A 14,829-nucleotide genomic window follows, 5' to 3' on the forward strand; every position below is an offset into this window, starting at 1 on the left:
CGTCCCCGTCCCAGAGCCCGTCCCCGTCCCCATCCCCGAGCCCGGGGGAGGCGGCGGAGTTCGTACCGGTTCCTCGCGCAGGATCGCCAGATGCACCGCCCGCGTCTCCGCCGCAGGGTCGGTGCCCAGCTCCGCCGCCAGCCGGCGGCGCAGCCGCTCGTATGCCAGCAGCGCCTTGGCCGGCTCGCCCGCCGCCACATGCGCCCGCATCAGCAGCCGGTAGGCCACCTCGTCGAACGGATCCACGCGGACCGCCCCCTCGGCCGCCCGCCGCGCGCTCGCCGGATCGGCCGTGCGCAGCCCCGCCGTGCCCGCCGCGTGCCGGGCCCGCCGCACCAGCCCGGCCGCCTCCTCGCGGGCGGCCACCACCCAGCCGGCGTCCGGCTCGCCCTCCAGGACGGCCCCGAAGTGCAGCAGCTCCAGCGCCCGCCAGGCCGCCGCTCCCGCCAGCGCCGGTTCCCCGGCGCCCAGACAGCCCTCAGCCTCGCCGACCAGCCCGGCCGCCACGTCGAGATCGACCAGGACGCCGGGCGGCCCCCCGAGCCGGTACCCGTGCCGCCCGCCGGTCACCACCCCCGGACCGAGCACCCCGCGGACCCTGCTGATCAGGGTCGCGACGTTCTCGACCGGCCGTTTCGGCCCGCCGCCCGGCCACAGCGCCGCGACCACGCGGTCCGCGGACACCGCCCGGCCGCGCTCGGCCGCGAGCAGCTTCAGCAACGTACGCGCCTTCCCGCCGACCACCCCCCGCGGATACGGCACCCCGTCCCGTTCGATCGCGAAGGATCCGGCCAGCCGGATCAGCACACCATTCGGTTCGGTCATGTTCCCCCCGGCGTCCCAGCCCCCTGCCCTGGTGGCGTGACACGCGCGTGCCACGCCCGTTCCACGGCGGCGGTGCAGGATCGCGGGAGGTCAGAGCGTCATGTGTCGCCCCGCGCGGCCTCCAGGTGGGCGGCCGCGGCCTGTTCGAGATGGACGAGGTCGGAGGCCACCGTGGCGAAGGTGAAGCCCTCGGCCAGCCGCCGGGCCGCCTCCTCGCCCGTGGGGTTGTGGATCCCGGCCGCGATCCCGGCGTCCCGCGCGGTCGTGCGGATCTTCTCCAGCGCGGCCTCGAACACGTCGGCGACCTCGGGATCGTTCGGGAACCTGCCGCCCACGGCCAGGCACAGGTCGGACGGGCCGACGTACACGCCGTCCAGGCCGGGCGTGGCGCAGATGGCCTCGATGTCCGCCAGCCCATCGGGGGTCTCGATCATGGCCAGGACCAGCACGCTCTCGTCGGCCTCGGCCGGCGTCGGGCCGATCCTGAGCATCGAGCGCATCGGCCCGTACGAGCGGCGTCCCTTGCCGGGATAGCGGGCGGCCGACACGGCGCGGGCCGCGTCCGCCGCCGAGTCCACCAGCGGCACGATCACGCCTGCCGCGCCGAAGTCCAGGGCCCGGCCGATGACCGCGGGATCGGCGGACTCGACCCGCACCAGCCCGGCCGACCGGCCGCCCGCGTCGACGGCCATGAGGTTGGCCAGCAGCCCGGCGGTGCCGATCAGCCCGTGCTGCCCGTCCAGCGCGACGTAGTCGTACCCCAGCCTGGCCAGGCGCTCGGTGGCCACGGGGGCGTCGAGCACCACCCAGTAGCCGAGGCACCGTTCACGGTTGCGGATCCTGGCGGCGAGCTCGGCTGCGGTCATGCTGGTCGATCCCCTCTGCGAGCATGGTCATCGGTTGTAGGGCGGCATCGGGCCGCGGAGTGCGTCACCGACAGCGTCGCAGGCGGCGGCGACCTCGGCGGGCAGCGGCCCGGCCGCCAGCGCCGCGAGGTTGGCGCGCAGGTGCTCGGGACCGGACGCCCCGAGCAGCACGGCGCTCACCACCGGCCTGCCGAGCAGCCAGCGCAGCGACAGCTCGGCCAGCGGCACCCCGGCGTCGAGGGCGATCGCGCCGAGCGCCTCCACCGCCTTGAACAGCTCCGCGTCCCAGTAGCGCGCCCGGTACATCGCCGCCACCCGCGAATCGCCGAAGCGGCCCGTCTCAGGCGTCCGGTCGAAGCTGTGCCTGCCGGTCAGCAGGCCGCCGCCGAGCGGGTTGTAGACCATCGTGCGCAGGCCGGCGTCGATGGCGAACTCGGCGTACTCGTCCTCGATCCGCCGGGCCAGCAGGTTGTAGAGCTGCTGGGCGACCACGGGGCGCGGGCTGATCCCGGCGATCTGCCAGGCGGCGTAGTTGGACACGCCCAGGGCACCGATCTTCCCCTCGGCGATCAGCTCGCCGACCGTGCCGAGGGTGTCCGCCAGCGGGGTGGCCCGGTCGGGCTGGTGCAGGTAGAACAGGTCCACGTGCTCGACGCGCAACCGCCGGAGGCTGCCTTCCAGGCCGGCGCGCAGCCCGGCGGGGGACAGCGGGGCGTGCTCGCCGGCGTCGGGGTGCGGGATGCCGGCCTTGGTCGCCAGCGTCACCCGGTCGCGCCGGCCGCGCAGCAGCTCGCCCAGGATCTCCTCGGCGGCGCCGCCCGCGTAGCCGTTGGCCGTGTCGACGCCGGTGACCCCCGCGTCCAGCGCCAGGTCGAGCAGGCGCCCGGCCGTCCGTGCGTCGGCGGTGTCGCCGAAGGTCATGGTGCCGAGCACCGGTTCCACGGTCATCGCGGGCCTCCTCCGGCCGCCGCCCAGCGTGCCTGTCTCCCGGGCAACTGTGGCATATCGTGCGTGTTCTGTGCAATTCTGGTGGCGTGATTTACGCAGTTCGGCGTTGCTCGATGGCGTGGGCATGACGGGTGGCCACGTGTTCGCCGTGGCGGACGACCTGTCCGGTGCGGCGGAGGTGGCAGCCGTGCTCATGTCGGCCACCCGCCCTGCGCGAATCGCGCTGGCCGGGCCGCCGTACGCGTCCGGGCCGGTGGTGGTGGTCGATCTGGACGGCCGGCATCGTACGGGCGAGCAGGCGGGCGACTCGGTACGGGAGGCGCTGCGGCACGCGGGCGACCGGCAGCTCTTCCTCAAGGTCGACTCCCTGCTCCGCGGCCACATCGCCGCGACGGCCGCCGCCGCCCTGCGGCTCCCTTCCGTGGCGGGGCCGCCTTTCGCGGTGTTCGCGCCTTCGCTCCCGGCGGCCGGGCGGACCGTGGCCGGCGGCGTGCCGTTCGTCCACGGTGTGCCGCTGCGCGAAACGCGCGCCTGGCACGCCGAGCCGCGCGCCGCTCCGGCCTCCGTCATCGAGGCTCTGGGCGGGCTGCCCTCGGTCCTCGTCCCCCTGTCCACGGTCCGCGCCGGCCACGCCACCCTGGCGGCCGCGCTCACCGCCGCCGCCGGGCGGGTCGCCGTGTGCGACGCCGAGACGGACGCCGACCTGGACGCCGTCGTGGCCGCCGCCCTGGGCGGGGCGGGAGCGCGCCTCATCGGCGCCGGCGCCCTGGCCGCCGCCCTCGGCCGCGCCCTCGACCCCACGCCCCCCGCGCGGACCGGGAACGCCGTCATTCCCGAGGCCGGCGTCCCGGAGCGCCGCATCCCGGAGTGCCGCATCCCGGAGTGCCGCGTCCCGGAGTGCCGCGTCCCGGAGTGCCGCGTCCCGGAGTGCCGCGTCCCGGAGTGCCGGATTCCCGAGGTCGGCGTCCCGGAGGCCGGCGCTCCGCCGCCCGGCACGCCGTTACCCGCCGCCGCCCCGTCGCCCGTCGCCGTCCCGTTGCTCGTCGTCGTCGGTACGGCGGAGCCGGGCGCGGCCGGCCAGGTCAGGCTGCTCGTCGAACACGGTGCCAGGGCGGTCCAGCTCACCGCCCGGGACTTCGCCCTCCCGTCAGGACGCCGGACGGCGGCACGACGCGTACGCGACACGCTGCGAGCCGGCCCGCCCCCGGCCACCGTCCTGACGATCGAGTGGCGAGAGCCCGAGCCGCCGCCGCCCACCCTCACCCGCGCCCTCGGCGAGATCGTGCGCGCGGCGCTCGAAGGAGGGCCGGCCGACCTGGTCCTGACCGGCGGCGAGACCGCGAGGAGGGTGCTCGATGCCCTGGGCGTGCGCGAGCTGGCCCCCGTCACCCAGGTCCACCACGGCGCCGTGCACAGCCGCACCCCCGAAGGCCGCTCGGTGATCACCAGGCCGGGCAGCTTCGGCGACCGGGACAGCCTCCTCCGGATGGCCGCCCACCTCAGGCCCCACCTCTTCGCCACCCCGGCGAGCGAGTCCCACGAAAGGATGAAATGAGCACCCCTCTCATCGCCCTCACCATGGGGGACGGCTCCGGCGTAGGCCCGGAGGTCATCGTCGGCGCGCTTCTGGCCAAGGAGAGCGCCGCGTTCTGCCGCCCGGTCGTCATCGGCGACGCCGGACGGCTGCGCCTGGCCGCCGGGTTCCTCGGCGTGCGGCCGGAGGTGGTCACCGTGAACGGCGTCGGCGAGGCCGTGTTCGAGCCGGGCCGGATCAACGTCATCGACCCCGGCCTGCTCCCCGCCGACCTGCCCTGGGGCGAGGTGTCGCCGGTCGCGGGGCACGCGGCCTACGAGTACGTGCGGCTGGCCGGCGAGCTGGCGATGGCCGGCGACGTACAGGCGATCTGCACGGCCCCGCTGAACAAGGCGGCCCTGCACGCCGCCGGCCACCTCTTCCCCGGCCACACCGAGCTCCTCGCCCACCTCACCGGCACGGAGGAGGTGTCGATGATGCTCTCCACCTCCAAGGTCAAGGTCATCCACGTCACCACCCACATCGGCCTGATCGACGCGGTCGCCCGCATCGAGCCGGGCCTGGTCGAGCGGACCATCCGCCGCGGCGAGGCGGCCCTGCGCGGCTCCGGCGCCGAACGCCGCAGGATCGGCGTGTGCGGCATCAACCCGCACGCGGGGGAGAACGGCCTGTTCGGGTACGGCGAGGAGGAGGAGAAGATCGTCCCCGCGATCGAACGCCTCCAGGCGGAGGGCATGGACGTCCACGGCCCGCTGCCCGCCGACACCGCCTTCTTTCTCGCCGGACGGGGCGACTACGACCTGATCGTGGCCATGTACCACGACCAGGGCCACGGCCCGGTCAAGATCCTGGGCCTGGAGGCGGGGGTCAACATCACCGTCGGCCTGCCCGTGATCAGGACCTCGGTCGATCACGGGACCGCGTTCGACATCGCGGGGAAGGGCGTCGCCGACGCCGGTAGCATGATCGAAGCCCTCCGCCAGGCGGCCGAGCTGTCGTCCGCGCAGGTTTCGTGACGGAAAGGGACCATCGATGGGCCGGGCAGCACAGGTTCGCCGCGACGAGATCGTCCGCCTCGCCACGACCACCGGCCTGGCCAGCGTCGAGGAGCTGTCGGCCCAGCTCGGCGTGACCGCCTCCACGATCCGCCGCGACCTCGCCCACCTCAAGGCCGAAGGGCTGCTGGCCCGCACGTACGGCGGGGCCATGGCCGTGGTCACCCACCCGGAGGCGTCGCTGCGGCAGCGCATCGGGGAGGCGTTCGAGGCCAAGCGCGCCATCGCCGCGTGGGCCGCGGCCCGGATCCGTCCCGGCGAGACGGTCCTGCTCGACTCGGGCTCGACCACCGGCGCCCTGGCCCACGAGCTCAGGCATGCCGTGGACCTGACCGTGGCCACGACCGGCCTGAACGCGTTGCAGGAGCTGGCCGGCGCGACGGGCGTACACGTGGAGTGCCTGGGCGGGACCCTCCGCCACGTGTCACAGGGCTTCCTCGGCCCGCTGGCCGAGGCCGCGCTCAGCCGGATGACGTTCGACCGCGTCTTCCTGGGCGCCGACGGCGTGACGGCGGAGGACGGCATCTGCGAGGCCAGCCTGCAGCAGACCCGCTTCAAGGAGCTGATGATGCAGCGCGCCCGCCACGTCTACCTGCTGGTGCACGCCGCGAAGCTGGGCCGCCGCCCGTTCCACGCCTGGGCCCGCATGCCGGACGCCTGGACCCTGGTCACGGACTCGGCCGCCACCCCGGAGTCCCTGAAGCCCTTCGCCGCGCAGGGCGTGGAAACCGTCGTCGTGGACCCTGAGCGATAGATCACCCGCAGCGGGATCCGACCCCCGCGTCACCCGGCCGCTGACTATGCCGCCAGCCTGGCCGCGGCCTCGCTAACCCCGTCGCCGGTCAGCCCGGCCAGGCCCGCCGGCCGTCCGGTGGCGATGAGGAGCAGGTCCCCGGCCGGTCCGCGGACCTCCAGCGGACCCTCGCCGCCCGCCCAGTCGGCGTCGGCGGCGACGAGCCGCAGCCCGGCGAAGCGCTTGCGGGTGCCGTAGAAGAAGCTCGTCCACACGTGCCGCAGCGCGGGAAGCGCCCGTCCGACGGGCATCGGGCGCTCGCGGCCGAGCGGCCGGGCGATGTCCTGCCCGTGCACCAGGATGTCGGTCAGCGGGTCCATCGCGCTGCTCATCGGGAAGCGCCGGGGCCGGCCCGCGGTCTCCCGGAGCTGCGCGACGAGCTCGGCGGGGCTGTACCGGAGTGCCCGCTCGCGGGCCATGTCCTCGGTCACCCGCTCGAAGTTCCCGCGGGCGCGGATCATCCGCAGCGCGGTGGTGGCGAACTCGCGGTCGGCGAGCGTGAGATGGGCGACCACGTCGCGCACGGTCCAGCCGGCACACAGCGACTTCGCCTGCCACTCGTGGTCGGCGAGCGTGTCGAGGAGGTCGGCCAGATCGAGTCGTTCGGCTTCCACGTCGGGTGCCATGGCGACGCGGGAGCGGGTGGGTGCGGGCATGACGGATCTCCCGGGGGATCAGGAATGGTTTCAGGAGCCCGGCGACGGCGGTGCCGCCGAGAGGAGACGTGCGTCCGTGGCCAAGATCGGCCAAGCAACTTAACTGTACGGTACAGGAAAGTTATCCTGTACTCAAGAGTTAAGTTGGCTGTAGGATGATGACCGTGGCCAAAGACACCAGCACATCGCCGGCGCCGTCCGGCAAGCGCGCCGAACGCAGCCGGCAGGCCATCGTCGCCGCCGCCCGCGAGCTGTTCATCCACGCGGGGTTCGACACGGGCATGGACGCCATCGCCGCCGCGGCGGGCGTGTCCAAGGTGACCGTGTACAACCACTTCGCCGGCAAGCAGGAGCTGTTCACCGAGGTCGTCGGGCAGGCCATGGACGAGGCGCACGCGAGCATGGCCGAGGTCCGGGCGCACCTCGCCGGCGCCACGGACACCCGCGAGGCGCTGACCCGCACCGCCCGCGCCCTGGTGGTCGCGGCCACCGACCCGTCGAGGCTGGCGCTGCGCAACCTGGTCACCGGCGAGCTGGGCCGTTTCCCCGAGCTCGGCCAGGCGTATCAGCAGCGCGGCCCGGCCCGCTCCGCCGCCGCCCTGGGCGAGCTGTTCGGCGACCTGTGCGAACGCGGGCAGCTGGCCATCTCCGACATCGAGGTCGCGGTCATCCAGTTCTTCGGCCTGACCATCTACCCGCACCTGATCGCCGGCTCCTTCGGCGCCGCCCTTCCCGCCGGCCTGGCGGACCGCCTCATCGCCGAGGGCGTGGAGACGTTCCTGAGCCGGTACGGCCGCGACCAACCAGGGGCTGGAGCGCGAGCTGCCGATCCCGCCGGCGCTCGTGACCAGGGGTGAGAACACGCCCGGCAGACCGCCTGATCTGCCATGAGATGCTGCATTCGTGACCACGACCGAGCCCACCGGATCCGCCCCGCGCCGCGGCCGTGGCCGTCCCGGCTACGACCAGGCGGCCATCCTGCGCGCCGCCGTGGAGCTGTTCAACCGCAAGGGCTACGACGCCACGAGCATGGGAGACCTGGCCAAGGAGCTCGGGCTGACGAAACCGGCCATCTACCACCACGTCACGAGCAAGGAGCAGCTGCTCAGCCAGGCCCTGGACGACGCGCTCGACGAGCTGACCGCCGCCGTGACGGCGGCCACCGGCGACCGGGCGGGCCAGACCGCCTACGAGCGGCTGCGTGAGGTGGTGCGGCGCAGCGTGGAGGTGCTGGTGGCGCACCAGCCCACCGTGACGCTGCTGCTGCGGGTGCGCGGCAACAGCGGGGTCGAGCTGGCCGCGCTGGAACGGCGGCGCTGGCTCGACGACCGCCTCGCCGCGCTGGTCGCCGACGCGGTCGCCGAAGGCGCGCTGCGCGACACCGTGCCGCCGGCGCTGGTGAGCCGGCTGCTGTTCGGCATGGTGAACTCGCTGGTCGAGTGGTATTCCGCGGATGGCGCGTACGACCCGGCGATGCTCGCCGACGCGATCACCGTCATCGCCTTCGACGGACTGGCCAAGCACGCGGCCTGAGCGGCCCTCACCAGGTGTAGAAACCCTGGCCCGTCTTGCGCCCGAGGTGACCGGCGGCGACGAGGTCCCGCAGGATCGGCGGCGGCTCGAAGCGGGGCCCCAGCTCGCGGGCCAGGTGCTCGGCGATCGCCAGCCGCACGTCGAGCCCCACCACGTCGGTGGTGCGCAGCGGCCCCATCGGATGGCGGTAGCCGAGGGTCATGGCCGTGTCGATGTCAGCCGCGCCGGCGACGCCCTCCTCCAGCATGCGCATCGCCTCCAGGGCCAGGCAGACGCCCAGGCGGCTGCTGGCGAAGCCGGGCGAGTCGGCGACGGTGATCGGCGTCTTGCCCAGCGCGGCCACCCAGTCCTGGGCCCGGGTCACGAGCGCCGGGTCGGTACGGGGCCCGGTGACGATCTCGACGAGCGCGCTCACCGGGACGGGGTTGAAGAAGTGCAGCCCGAGGAAACGGCCGGGGGCGGCCAGCGCGTCGGCGAGGCCGTCGATCGACAGGCTGCTGGTGTTCGTGGCGAGCACCGCGCCCGCCGCCCGCCGCTCGACCAGGGCGAGCACCTCGGCCTTGAGCGCCGCGTGCTCCGGTACGGCCTCGACGACCAGCTCGCATCCTGCCAGGTCGCCCGCGTCGGTCGTCGTGCGCAGGCGGGCGAGCGCGTCTTCGGGCGGGACGCCGAGCTTGCCCTTCTCGCGGGCCTTGGCCAGGCCGTCGCCGATCCGGGCGCGGGCCGCCCGCGCCGTCTCGGGGCCGCTCTCCACGACGGTCACGTGGCTGCCGGCGGCGAGGAACGTGTGCGCGATCCCGGCCCCCATCCGCCCGCCGCCGTAGACGCCCACCGACTGGGGCAGGGTCATGAGCGCGGCTCCTTCCGCCGGTCCAGGAACGCCGTCATACGGGTCCGCTTCTCCTCGGTCTCGAACAGGACGGCCTGCGCGACGTCGTCCACGAACGGGTGCGCGGACCTGGGCGCGTGGAAGACGGCCTTGGTCAGCCGGGTCGCCAGCGGCGCCCGCGCCGTGATGCGGTCGGCCAGCCGGTGTCCGGCGGCCAGGAGGTCGCCGGGCTCCACGACCTCGTTGAGCAGCCGCACGGCCAGCGCCTCGCCGGCCGTCAGGACCCGGCCGGCGAGCAGGATCTCCTTGGCCAGCGGCTCCCCGACCAGCTCCGCAAGCCGCCAGGCGGCCCCGGCCGCCGCCAGGATGCCGAGCCCGGTCTCCGGGTTGCCGATCCGGGCCTGGGGCGTGCCGATGCGGAAGTCGCAGGCGTAGGCGAGCTCGGCGCCGCCGCCGAGGGCGGGCCCGTCCACGAGGGCCAGGGTGGGCATCGGCAGCCGGTGGATCCGATCGAAGATCTTGGAGTTGATGCCGCGCAGCGCATCCGTCCGGTCCCGTTCGCGTAGCTGGGCGATGTCCGCCCCGGCCGCGAACGTCCGTCCCTCGCCGATGAGGAGGACGACGCGCGGCTCCTCCTCGACGGCGGCGCACGCCTCGTGCAGCGCCGCGACCATCTCCCGGTCGATAGCGTTGCGGACCTCGGGACGGTTGAGCCGCCACACCACCCGGTCCGGTGCCTCCTCGACGATCAGCGTCATGGCCGCTCCACCAGCAGCGCGGTGCCCTGCCCGACGCCCACGCACATGGTGGCCAGCCCGCGCCGGCCGCCGCCGCGTTCGAGCCGGCCGAGCAGGGTGACGAGGATGCGGGCCCCGGACGCGCCCAGCGGATGGCCGAGCGCGATGGCGCCGCCGTCGGCGTTGACGAGGTCGAGGTCGAGCTCCAGGTCGCGGACGCAGGCCAGGGACTGCGAGGCGAACGCCTCGTTCAGCTCCACGGCGTCGAGGTCGCCGACGGACCAGCCGGCGCGGTCGAGCGCCTTGCGGGTGGCCGGGACCGGGCCGATCCCCATGATCTCCGGCGGCACCCCGGCGTTCGCCGCCGCCACCAGCCGGGCGCGCGGCGTCAGGCCCGAACGCTGGAGGAACCGCTCGCTCACCACGACCACGGCCGCCGCGCCGTCGTTGAGCGAGCTGGAGTTCCCGGCGGTGACGACCCCGTCGGGGCCGTTGACCGGCCGCAGCCGGGCCAGCCGCGCCAGGCTCGTGTCCGGGCGCGGGCCCTCGTCGGTGTCCGCCACGCCGTCACCGACGGGCACCGCGACGATCTCGCCGGCGAACCGGCCGTTCTTGATCGCGGCGACCGCCCGCTCGTGGGAGCGCAGCGCGAACGCGTCGAGCTCGTCGCGGGTCAGGCTCCAGCGCGCCGCCACCGTCTCGGCGGTCTGCGGCATGGACGCGGTCGTCGCGGTGCCGAAGCGCGGGTTGGTGAAGCGCCAGCCGATCGAGGTGTCGAAGGACGCGCCCGGCTTGGCGAACGCCTTGGCCGGCTTCTCGGTGACCCACGGCGCCCGGGTCATCGACTCCACGCCGCCCGCGACGACCACGTCGGCGTCGCCCGCCGCGATCATGGCGCGCGCGGTCGCGACCGCCGTGAGACCCGAAGCGCACAGCCGGTTGACGGTGAAGCCGGGCACCGAGTCGGGCAGGCCCGCCAGCAGCACGGCCATCCGGGCGACGTCGCGGTTGTCCTCGCCGGCCTGGTTGGCCGCGCCGAGCACCACCTCGTCCACGAGGGCGGGGTCGATCCCGGCACGGGAGACGGCCTCGCCCACGACGAGGGCGGCGAGGTCGTCGGGGCGGACATGGGCGAGCGCGCCGCCGTAGCGGCCTATCGGCGTCCGGACGCCGGAGACGACGAAGGCTTCGGTCACGATAACTCCTAGGGTTCAGGCGTCGAAGTCGACGGTGACGTTCTCGCCGGCCGGAAAGGTCTGGCAGGTCAGGACGAACCCGGCGGCCACCTCCGACGGTTCGAGGGCGTAGTTGCGCCGCATGTCCACCTCGCCGTCGCGGACGACGGCCCGGCAGGTGCCGCAGACGCCGCCCTTGCAGGCGAACGGGAGGTCGGCCCGGGTCGACTGGGCGCCGTCGAGGATCGTCGTCTCCCGCGAGACGGTCGAGGTGGCCCGCCGGCCGTCGAGCACCGTCGTCAGCTCGGTGGTCGCGCCGGTCAGGGTCGCGCCGTCCCTGCGCGGCGCGGGCGGGGGCGCGTCCACGTAGAACAGCTCCACGTGCACGTTGCGGGCGGGGACGCCGAGGCCGGCGAGCACCTGGCGCGCCTCCTCCACCATGGCCAGCGGCCCGCAGAGCCAGACGTGATCGAACGTCTCGACCGGTACCAGGTCGGTCAGCAGGCGGCGCAGCCGGTCGCCGTCGAGCCGGCCGGAGAACAGCTCGACGTCGCGCGGCTCCCGCGACAGCACGTGCACCACCTGGAGCCGGGGGCCGTAGCGGTTCTTCAGGTCGCCGAGCTCCTCGGCGAACATCACGGTACGGCTGGTGCGGTTGCCGTACAGGAGCGAGACCTGGGCGTCCGGATGGGTCAGCACCGTCGAGGCGACCGACAGCATCGGGGTGATGCCCGAGCCGGCCGCGACGCACAGGTGCCGCTCGCCCCGCGCCGGGTCGGCCCGCCACGAGCCGGACGGCGTGAGCACCTCGATCCGCGTGCCCGGCCGCACCTCGCGCAGCAGCCAGGACGAGAACAGCCCGCCCGGGATCTCCCGCACCCCGATGCGCGGCGCGGCCCCGGCCGGCGCGCAGATCGAGTACGACCGCCGGTGCTCCTGCCCGTCCACCACGCGGCGCAGGGTCAGCGACTGCCCCGCCTGGAAGGCGTACGCCTCGCGCAGCTCGTCGGGCACGGCGAAGGTGATCGCGGCGGCGTCCTCGCACAGGTGGTCGACCGCCGCCACGGTCAGCGGGTGGAAGGCGGCGGGCGTCCGGGCCGGCGCGGGTCCGGGCGCGAACGTGGTCATCTCATATCTCCTTGACATGCTCGAAAGGCTCAAGGCAGTCGGTGCAGGTGTAGAGGGCCTTGCAGGCCGTGGCGCCGAACTCGGAGACCAGCCGGGTGGCGGCCGAGCCGCAGCGCGGGCAGGCGAGGGCGCGGCGTACGGGCCCGAGCGTGAGCGCCACCGGCCCGGCCGCGCGGCGGGCCGGGCCCGGCACCGACAGCCCGGCCTCGTGCAGGGCGGCCCGGCCCCGCTCGGAGATCCAGTCGCTGGACCAGGGCGGGTCGAGCACGACGCGCACCTCGACGCGCGGGAAGCCGGCGTCGTTCAGCCGGTGCACGAGGTCGTCGCGCATGGTCGCCATCGCCGGGCAGCCGGTGTAGGTCGGGGTGATCGAGGCGACGACGACCTCGCCGCCGTCCGGCTTCCGCTCGACGTCCACGGCGCGCAGCACGCCGAGGTCGGCGAGGGTGAGCATCGGCATCTCCGGGTCGCGCACCTGCGCGGCGACCTCGGAAGCGCGTTCCCGGGCGCTCACCAGCGCCCGCTCGGGTGCGCTCGGGCGACCACCTGCATCTCGGCGAGCAGCGGCCCGAAGTCCCCGGTGTGCGTGCCGTGCCGGCCACCGCCGGGCAGCGGCGCGACGTCCGGACGGGCGACGCCGCTCGCGGCGAGCACCTGGTCGAGGACGGCGGCCACGTCGTCGCGCGCGGCGCCCGGATCGACGCCGACGCCGGCCCGCGCGAGCGACAGCTCGACCGGGTGCGCGGCGAACAGCTCGTCCTGGAACGGCCACAACCCGCCGAGGGCCGCGAGGAGCCGGCGGCGCGACTCCTCGGTGCCCTGGGCGAGGGTGAGGAACCAGCGGCCCGCCCAGTCGCGGTGGTAGGTGAGCTCCTTGACGCTCTTGGCGGCCACGGCGGCCAGGACGGAGTCGGCGCTCGCGCGCAGCCGTTCCAGCAGCGCGAGCCGGGCCGTGGCGAACAGCAGCAGGCGGACCACCACGTGCGCGAAGTCGCCGTTCGGAACCTCGGCCAGGCGCACGTTGCGGAACCCGTCCGCGCCGCGGAAGAAGGCCAGCGCGTCCTCCGGCGGGACCGGCGAGCCATCGGGCAGGGCCGGCAGCACGCCGGGGTCGGCGGCGGCCGCCCGCGCCAGCAGCAGGCGCGCCTGCCCGAGCAGGTCGAGCGCGATGTTGGCCAGCGCGATGTCCTCTTCGAGGTCGGGCGCGCGGCTGCACCACTCCGTCAGGCGCTGCGACATGATCAGCGCGTCGTCCCCGAGCATGAGGCAGTACGCGGCGAGCTCGGCGTGGTCGACGCCGCCGGGCACCGTCGTGTCGACGCCGGCCAGCGGGTCCTCGAAGCCGGTGCCGAAGGCCCACTGCGCGGAATCACCGCCGATCAGGCCGTCGAAGATGCTGCCGTGGTCGTCGCTCACGGTGGTCCGCCTTCCTGTGGTGTGGTGCCGCATCGGGTCACATGTGCGGGACGTCGTCGGGGATGTCGTAGAACGTCGGGTGCCGGTAGACCTTGTCGCCGTTCGGCGCGAACAGCGGGTCCTTCTCGTCGGGGCTGGAGGCCGTGATGGCGTCGGCGCGTACGACCCAGATGCTCACGCCCTCGTTGCGCCGCGTGTAGACGTCGCGCGCGTGCCGCAGCGCCATCGTGTCGTCGGGGGCGTGCAGGGACCCGACGTGCACGTGGTTGAGCCCGCGCTTGCCGCGGACGAACACCTCGTACAGCGGCCATTCCCGGCGGTCGGCGCTCATCGGGCGCCCGCCTTCGCGGACCGGTCGGCGAAGGCGGTCGCGGCCTCGCGCACCCAGGCGCCGTCCTCGTGGGCGGTCCGCCGGTGGCTGATGCGCTGGGCGTTGCACGGCCCGTCGCCGCGCACGACGGCGGCGAACTCGTCCCAGTCGGGCGAGCCGAAGTCGTGGTGGCCGCGCTCGTCGTTCCAGCGCAGCTCCGGGTCGGGCAGCGTCACGCCGAGCGCCTTGGCCTGCGGGACCGTCATGTCCACGAATTTCTGCCGCAACTCGTCGTTGGAGTTGCGCTTGACGCCCCAGGCCATCGACCGCTCGCTGTTGGTGGACTCGGCGTCCGGCGGGCCGAACATCATCAGCGACGGCCACCAGAACCGGTCGACCGACTCCTGGACCATGGCGCGCTGGGCGTCGGTGCCGCGCATCATCGTCATGAGCAGCTCGTAGCCCTGCCGCTGGTGGAAGGACTCCTCCTTGCAGATGCGGATCATGGCCCGGCCGTAGGGGCCGTAAGAGGTGCGGCACAGGGGCACCTGGTTGCAGATCGCGGCGCCGTCCACGAGCCAGCCGATCGTGCCGACGTCGGCGTAGGACAGCGTCGGATAGTTGAAGATCGAGGAGTATTTCTGCCGGCCGGCGAGCAGCAGCTCGGTCAGCTCCGTCCGGGAGACGCCCAGGGTCTCGCACGCCGAGTAGAGGTAGAGGCCGTGGCCGGCCTCGTCCTGCACCTTGGCCAGCAGGATCGCCTTGCGGCGCAGGGACGGCGCGCGGCCGATCCACTCGCCCTCCGGCTGCATGCCGATGATCTCGGAGTGCGCGTGCTGGGCGATCTGGCGGATCAGCGTCTTGCGGTAGGCGTCGGGCATCCAGTCGCGCGGCTCGATCCGGTCGTGGCGGGCGATGGTCGCGTCGAACGCGGCCAGCAGCCGTTCCGCCGCTTCCGGCTCCACCGGAGTCGTCGTCATCTCTCCTCCGACACCTCTGTCTTATTTACTTATCGCTCGGTCAG

At 74.3% G+C, this 14,829-nt stretch carries 17 protein-coding genes; 5 read left to right on the forward strand and 12 right to left on the reverse strand.

Annotated elements, in window-relative coordinates; translation table 11 throughout:
* From ETD85_RS26680 to ETD85_RS26690, 3 genes are all read right to left on the reverse strand, one after another.
* The coding region (locus ETD85_RS26680) for an AfsR/SARP family transcriptional regulator (RefSeq protein WP_206058587.1) at positions 1-825 on the reverse strand (825 nt) is incomplete at its 3' end.
* A 98-nt stretch (positions 826-923) separates the two neighbouring features.
* Positions 924-1,691 carry an HpcH/HpaI aldolase family protein gene (locus tag ETD85_RS26685; protein WP_138692527.1) on the reverse strand — a complete coding sequence of 256 codons (768 nt, stop codon included), beginning with the start codon at positions 1,689-1,691 and terminating at the stop codon, positions 924-926.
* A 27-nt stretch (positions 1,692-1,718) separates the two neighbouring features.
* Entirely contained in the window at positions 1,719-2,639 is a 921-nt protein-coding gene (locus tag ETD85_RS26690; RefSeq protein WP_138692528.1) for an aldo/keto reductase, read from the reverse strand.
* 124 nt (positions 2,640-2,763) lie between these two features.
* Between ETD85_RS26690 and ETD85_RS26695 the strand changes: the two genes are divergently transcribed.
* Genes ETD85_RS26695 through ETD85_RS26705 form a run of 3 tightly spaced genes read left to right on the forward strand, consistent with a single transcriptional unit; the run spans position 2,764 to position 5,982 of the window.
* Positions 2,764-4,194 (forward strand): four-carbon acid sugar kinase family protein, encoded by a 1,431-nt coding sequence (locus ETD85_RS26695; RefSeq protein WP_170246850.1) that lies wholly within the window; start codon positions 2,764-2,766, stop codon positions 4,192-4,194.
* Positions 4,191-5,189 carry a 4-hydroxythreonine-4-phosphate dehydrogenase PdxA gene (gene pdxA / locus ETD85_RS26700; RefSeq protein WP_138692530.1) on the forward strand — a complete coding sequence of 333 codons (999 nt, stop codon included), beginning with the start codon at positions 4,191-4,193 and terminating at the stop codon, positions 5,187-5,189. The genes ETD85_RS26695 and pdxA overlap by 4 nt, the downstream gene beginning before the upstream one ends.
* Before the next feature lie 16 nt (positions 5,190-5,205).
* On the forward strand, positions 5,206-5,982 hold the full coding sequence (locus tag ETD85_RS26705) for a DeoR/GlpR family DNA-binding transcription regulator (RefSeq protein WP_138692531.1): 777 nt from the start codon (positions 5,206-5,208) through the stop codon (positions 5,980-5,982).
* Between the two features lie 44 nt (positions 5,983-6,026).
* Here ETD85_RS26705 and ETD85_RS26710 read toward each other — a convergent pair whose 3' ends face one another.
* Positions 6,027-6,677, reverse strand: coding sequence for a maleylpyruvate isomerase family mycothiol-dependent enzyme (locus tag ETD85_RS26710; RefSeq protein WP_206058588.1), 651 nt, complete (start codon positions 6,675-6,677; stop codon positions 6,027-6,029).
* 164 nt (positions 6,678-6,841) lie between these two features.
* On the opposite strand from ETD85_RS26710, the gene ETD85_RS26715 reads away from it, so the two are divergent.
* Both ETD85_RS26715 and ETD85_RS26720 read left to right on the forward strand, forming a co-directional pair.
* Complete coding sequence (locus ETD85_RS26715) at positions 6,842-7,534, forward strand: TetR/AcrR family transcriptional regulator (RefSeq protein ID WP_206058590.1); 693 nt, start codon at positions 6,842-6,844, stop codon at positions 7,532-7,534.
* A gap of 46 nt (positions 7,535-7,580) precedes the next feature.
* Entirely contained in the window at positions 7,581-8,210 is a 630-nt protein-coding gene (locus ETD85_RS26720) for a TetR/AcrR family transcriptional regulator (protein WP_138692532.1), read from the forward strand.
* Positions 8,211-8,217: 7 nt separating this feature from the next.
* On the opposite strand, the gene ETD85_RS26725 is transcribed toward ETD85_RS26720, so the two are convergent.
* The 8 genes from ETD85_RS26725 to paaA are packed head-to-tail and all read right to left on the reverse strand — an operon-like array spanning position 8,218 to position 14,785.
* Positions 8,218-9,060, reverse strand: a complete 843-nt coding sequence (locus tag ETD85_RS26725; RefSeq protein WP_138692533.1) for a 3-hydroxyacyl-CoA dehydrogenase family protein — start codon at positions 9,058-9,060, stop codon at positions 8,218-8,220.
* Positions 9,057-9,797 (reverse strand): enoyl-CoA hydratase/isomerase family protein, encoded by a 741-nt coding sequence (locus tag ETD85_RS26730; RefSeq protein WP_138692534.1) that lies wholly within the window; start codon positions 9,795-9,797, stop codon positions 9,057-9,059. Before ETD85_RS26730 ends, ETD85_RS26725 begins: the two co-directional genes overlap by 4 nt.
* On the reverse strand, positions 9,794-10,972 hold the full coding sequence (locus ETD85_RS26735; RefSeq protein ID WP_138692535.1) for a thiolase family protein: 1,179 nt from the start codon (positions 10,970-10,972) through the stop codon (positions 9,794-9,796). The genes ETD85_RS26730 and ETD85_RS26735 overlap by 4 nt, the downstream gene beginning before the upstream one ends.
* Positions 10,973-10,987: 15 nt before the next feature.
* Positions 10,988-12,079: a 1,2-phenylacetyl-CoA epoxidase subunit PaaE gene (gene paaE / locus ETD85_RS26740; protein WP_138692536.1), complete on the reverse strand. Its 1,092-nt coding sequence runs from the start codon at positions 12,077-12,079 to the stop codon at positions 10,988-10,990.
* 1 nt (position 12,080) lies between these two features.
* Positions 12,081-12,593, reverse strand: coding sequence for a 1,2-phenylacetyl-CoA epoxidase subunit PaaD (gene paaD, locus ETD85_RS26745; RefSeq protein ID WP_276617283.1), 513 nt, complete (start codon positions 12,591-12,593; stop codon positions 12,081-12,083).
* Complete coding sequence (gene paaC / locus ETD85_RS26750; RefSeq protein ID WP_240779437.1) at positions 12,590-13,495, reverse strand: 1,2-phenylacetyl-CoA epoxidase subunit PaaC; 906 nt, start codon at positions 13,493-13,495, stop codon at positions 12,590-12,592. Before paaC ends, paaD begins: the two co-directional genes overlap by 4 nt.
* A 37-nt stretch (positions 13,496-13,532) precedes the next feature.
* Positions 13,533-13,826, reverse strand: coding sequence for a 1,2-phenylacetyl-CoA epoxidase subunit PaaB (gene paaB / locus ETD85_RS26755; RefSeq protein WP_138692538.1), 294 nt, complete (start codon positions 13,824-13,826; stop codon positions 13,533-13,535).
* A complete protein-coding gene (paaA, locus tag ETD85_RS26760; RefSeq protein WP_138692539.1) occupies positions 13,823-14,785 on the reverse strand; it encodes a 1,2-phenylacetyl-CoA epoxidase subunit PaaA in 963 nt (320 codons plus the stop codon). The genes paaB and paaA overlap by 4 nt, the downstream gene beginning before the upstream one ends.
* Between the last annotated feature and the right edge of the window lie 44 nt (positions 14,786-14,829).

The organism is Nonomuraea zeae (genome assembly GCF_005889725.1).
GTDB classification, from domain to species: Bacteria; Actinomycetota; Actinomycetes; order Streptosporangiales; family Streptosporangiaceae; genus Nonomuraea; species Nonomuraea zeae.

What these genes read in the sequence shown, in the direction of transcription:
- ETD85_RS26730 (WP_138692534.1), bottom strand. Translation starts at nt 9,797, where the DNA reads ATGACGCTGATCGTCGAGGAGGCACCGGACCGGGTGGTGTGGCGGCTC.
- paaB (WP_138692538.1), bottom strand. Translation starts at nt 13,826, where the DNA reads ATGAGCGCCGACCGCCGGGAATGGCCGCTGTACGAGGTGTTCGTCCGC.
- pdxA (WP_138692530.1), top strand. Translation starts at nt 4,191, where the DNA reads ATGAGCACCCCTCTCATCGCCCTCACCATGGGGGACGGCTCCGGCGTA.
- ETD85_RS26725 (WP_138692533.1), bottom strand. Translation starts at nt 9,060, where the DNA reads ATGACCCTGCCCCAGTCGGTGGGCGTCTACGGCGGCGGGCGGATGGGG.
- ETD85_RS26685 (WP_138692527.1), bottom strand. Translation starts at nt 1,691, where the DNA reads ATGACCGCAGCCGAGCTCGCCGCCAGGATCCGCAACCGTGAACGGTGC.
- ETD85_RS26695 (WP_170246850.1), top strand. Translation starts at nt 2,764, where the DNA reads ATGACGGGTGGCCACGTGTTCGCCGTGGCGGACGACCTGTCCGGTGCG.
- ETD85_RS26705 (WP_138692531.1), top strand. Translation starts at nt 5,206, where the DNA reads ATGGGCCGGGCAGCACAGGTTCGCCGCGACGAGATCGTCCGCCTCGCC.
- ETD85_RS26690 (WP_138692528.1), bottom strand. Translation starts at nt 2,639, where the DNA reads ATGACCGTGGAACCGGTGCTCGGCACCATGACCTTCGGCGACACCGCC.
- ETD85_RS26710 (WP_206058588.1), bottom strand. Translation starts at nt 6,677, where the DNA reads ATGCCCGCACCCACCCGCTCCCGCGTCGCCATGGCACCCGACGTGGAA.
- paaA (WP_138692539.1), bottom strand. Translation starts at nt 14,785, where the DNA reads ATGACGACGACTCCGGTGGAGCCGGAAGCGGCGGAACGGCTGCTGGCC.
- paaE (WP_138692536.1), bottom strand. Translation starts at nt 12,079, where the DNA reads ATGACCACGTTCGCGCCCGGACCCGCGCCGGCCCGGACGCCCGCCGCC.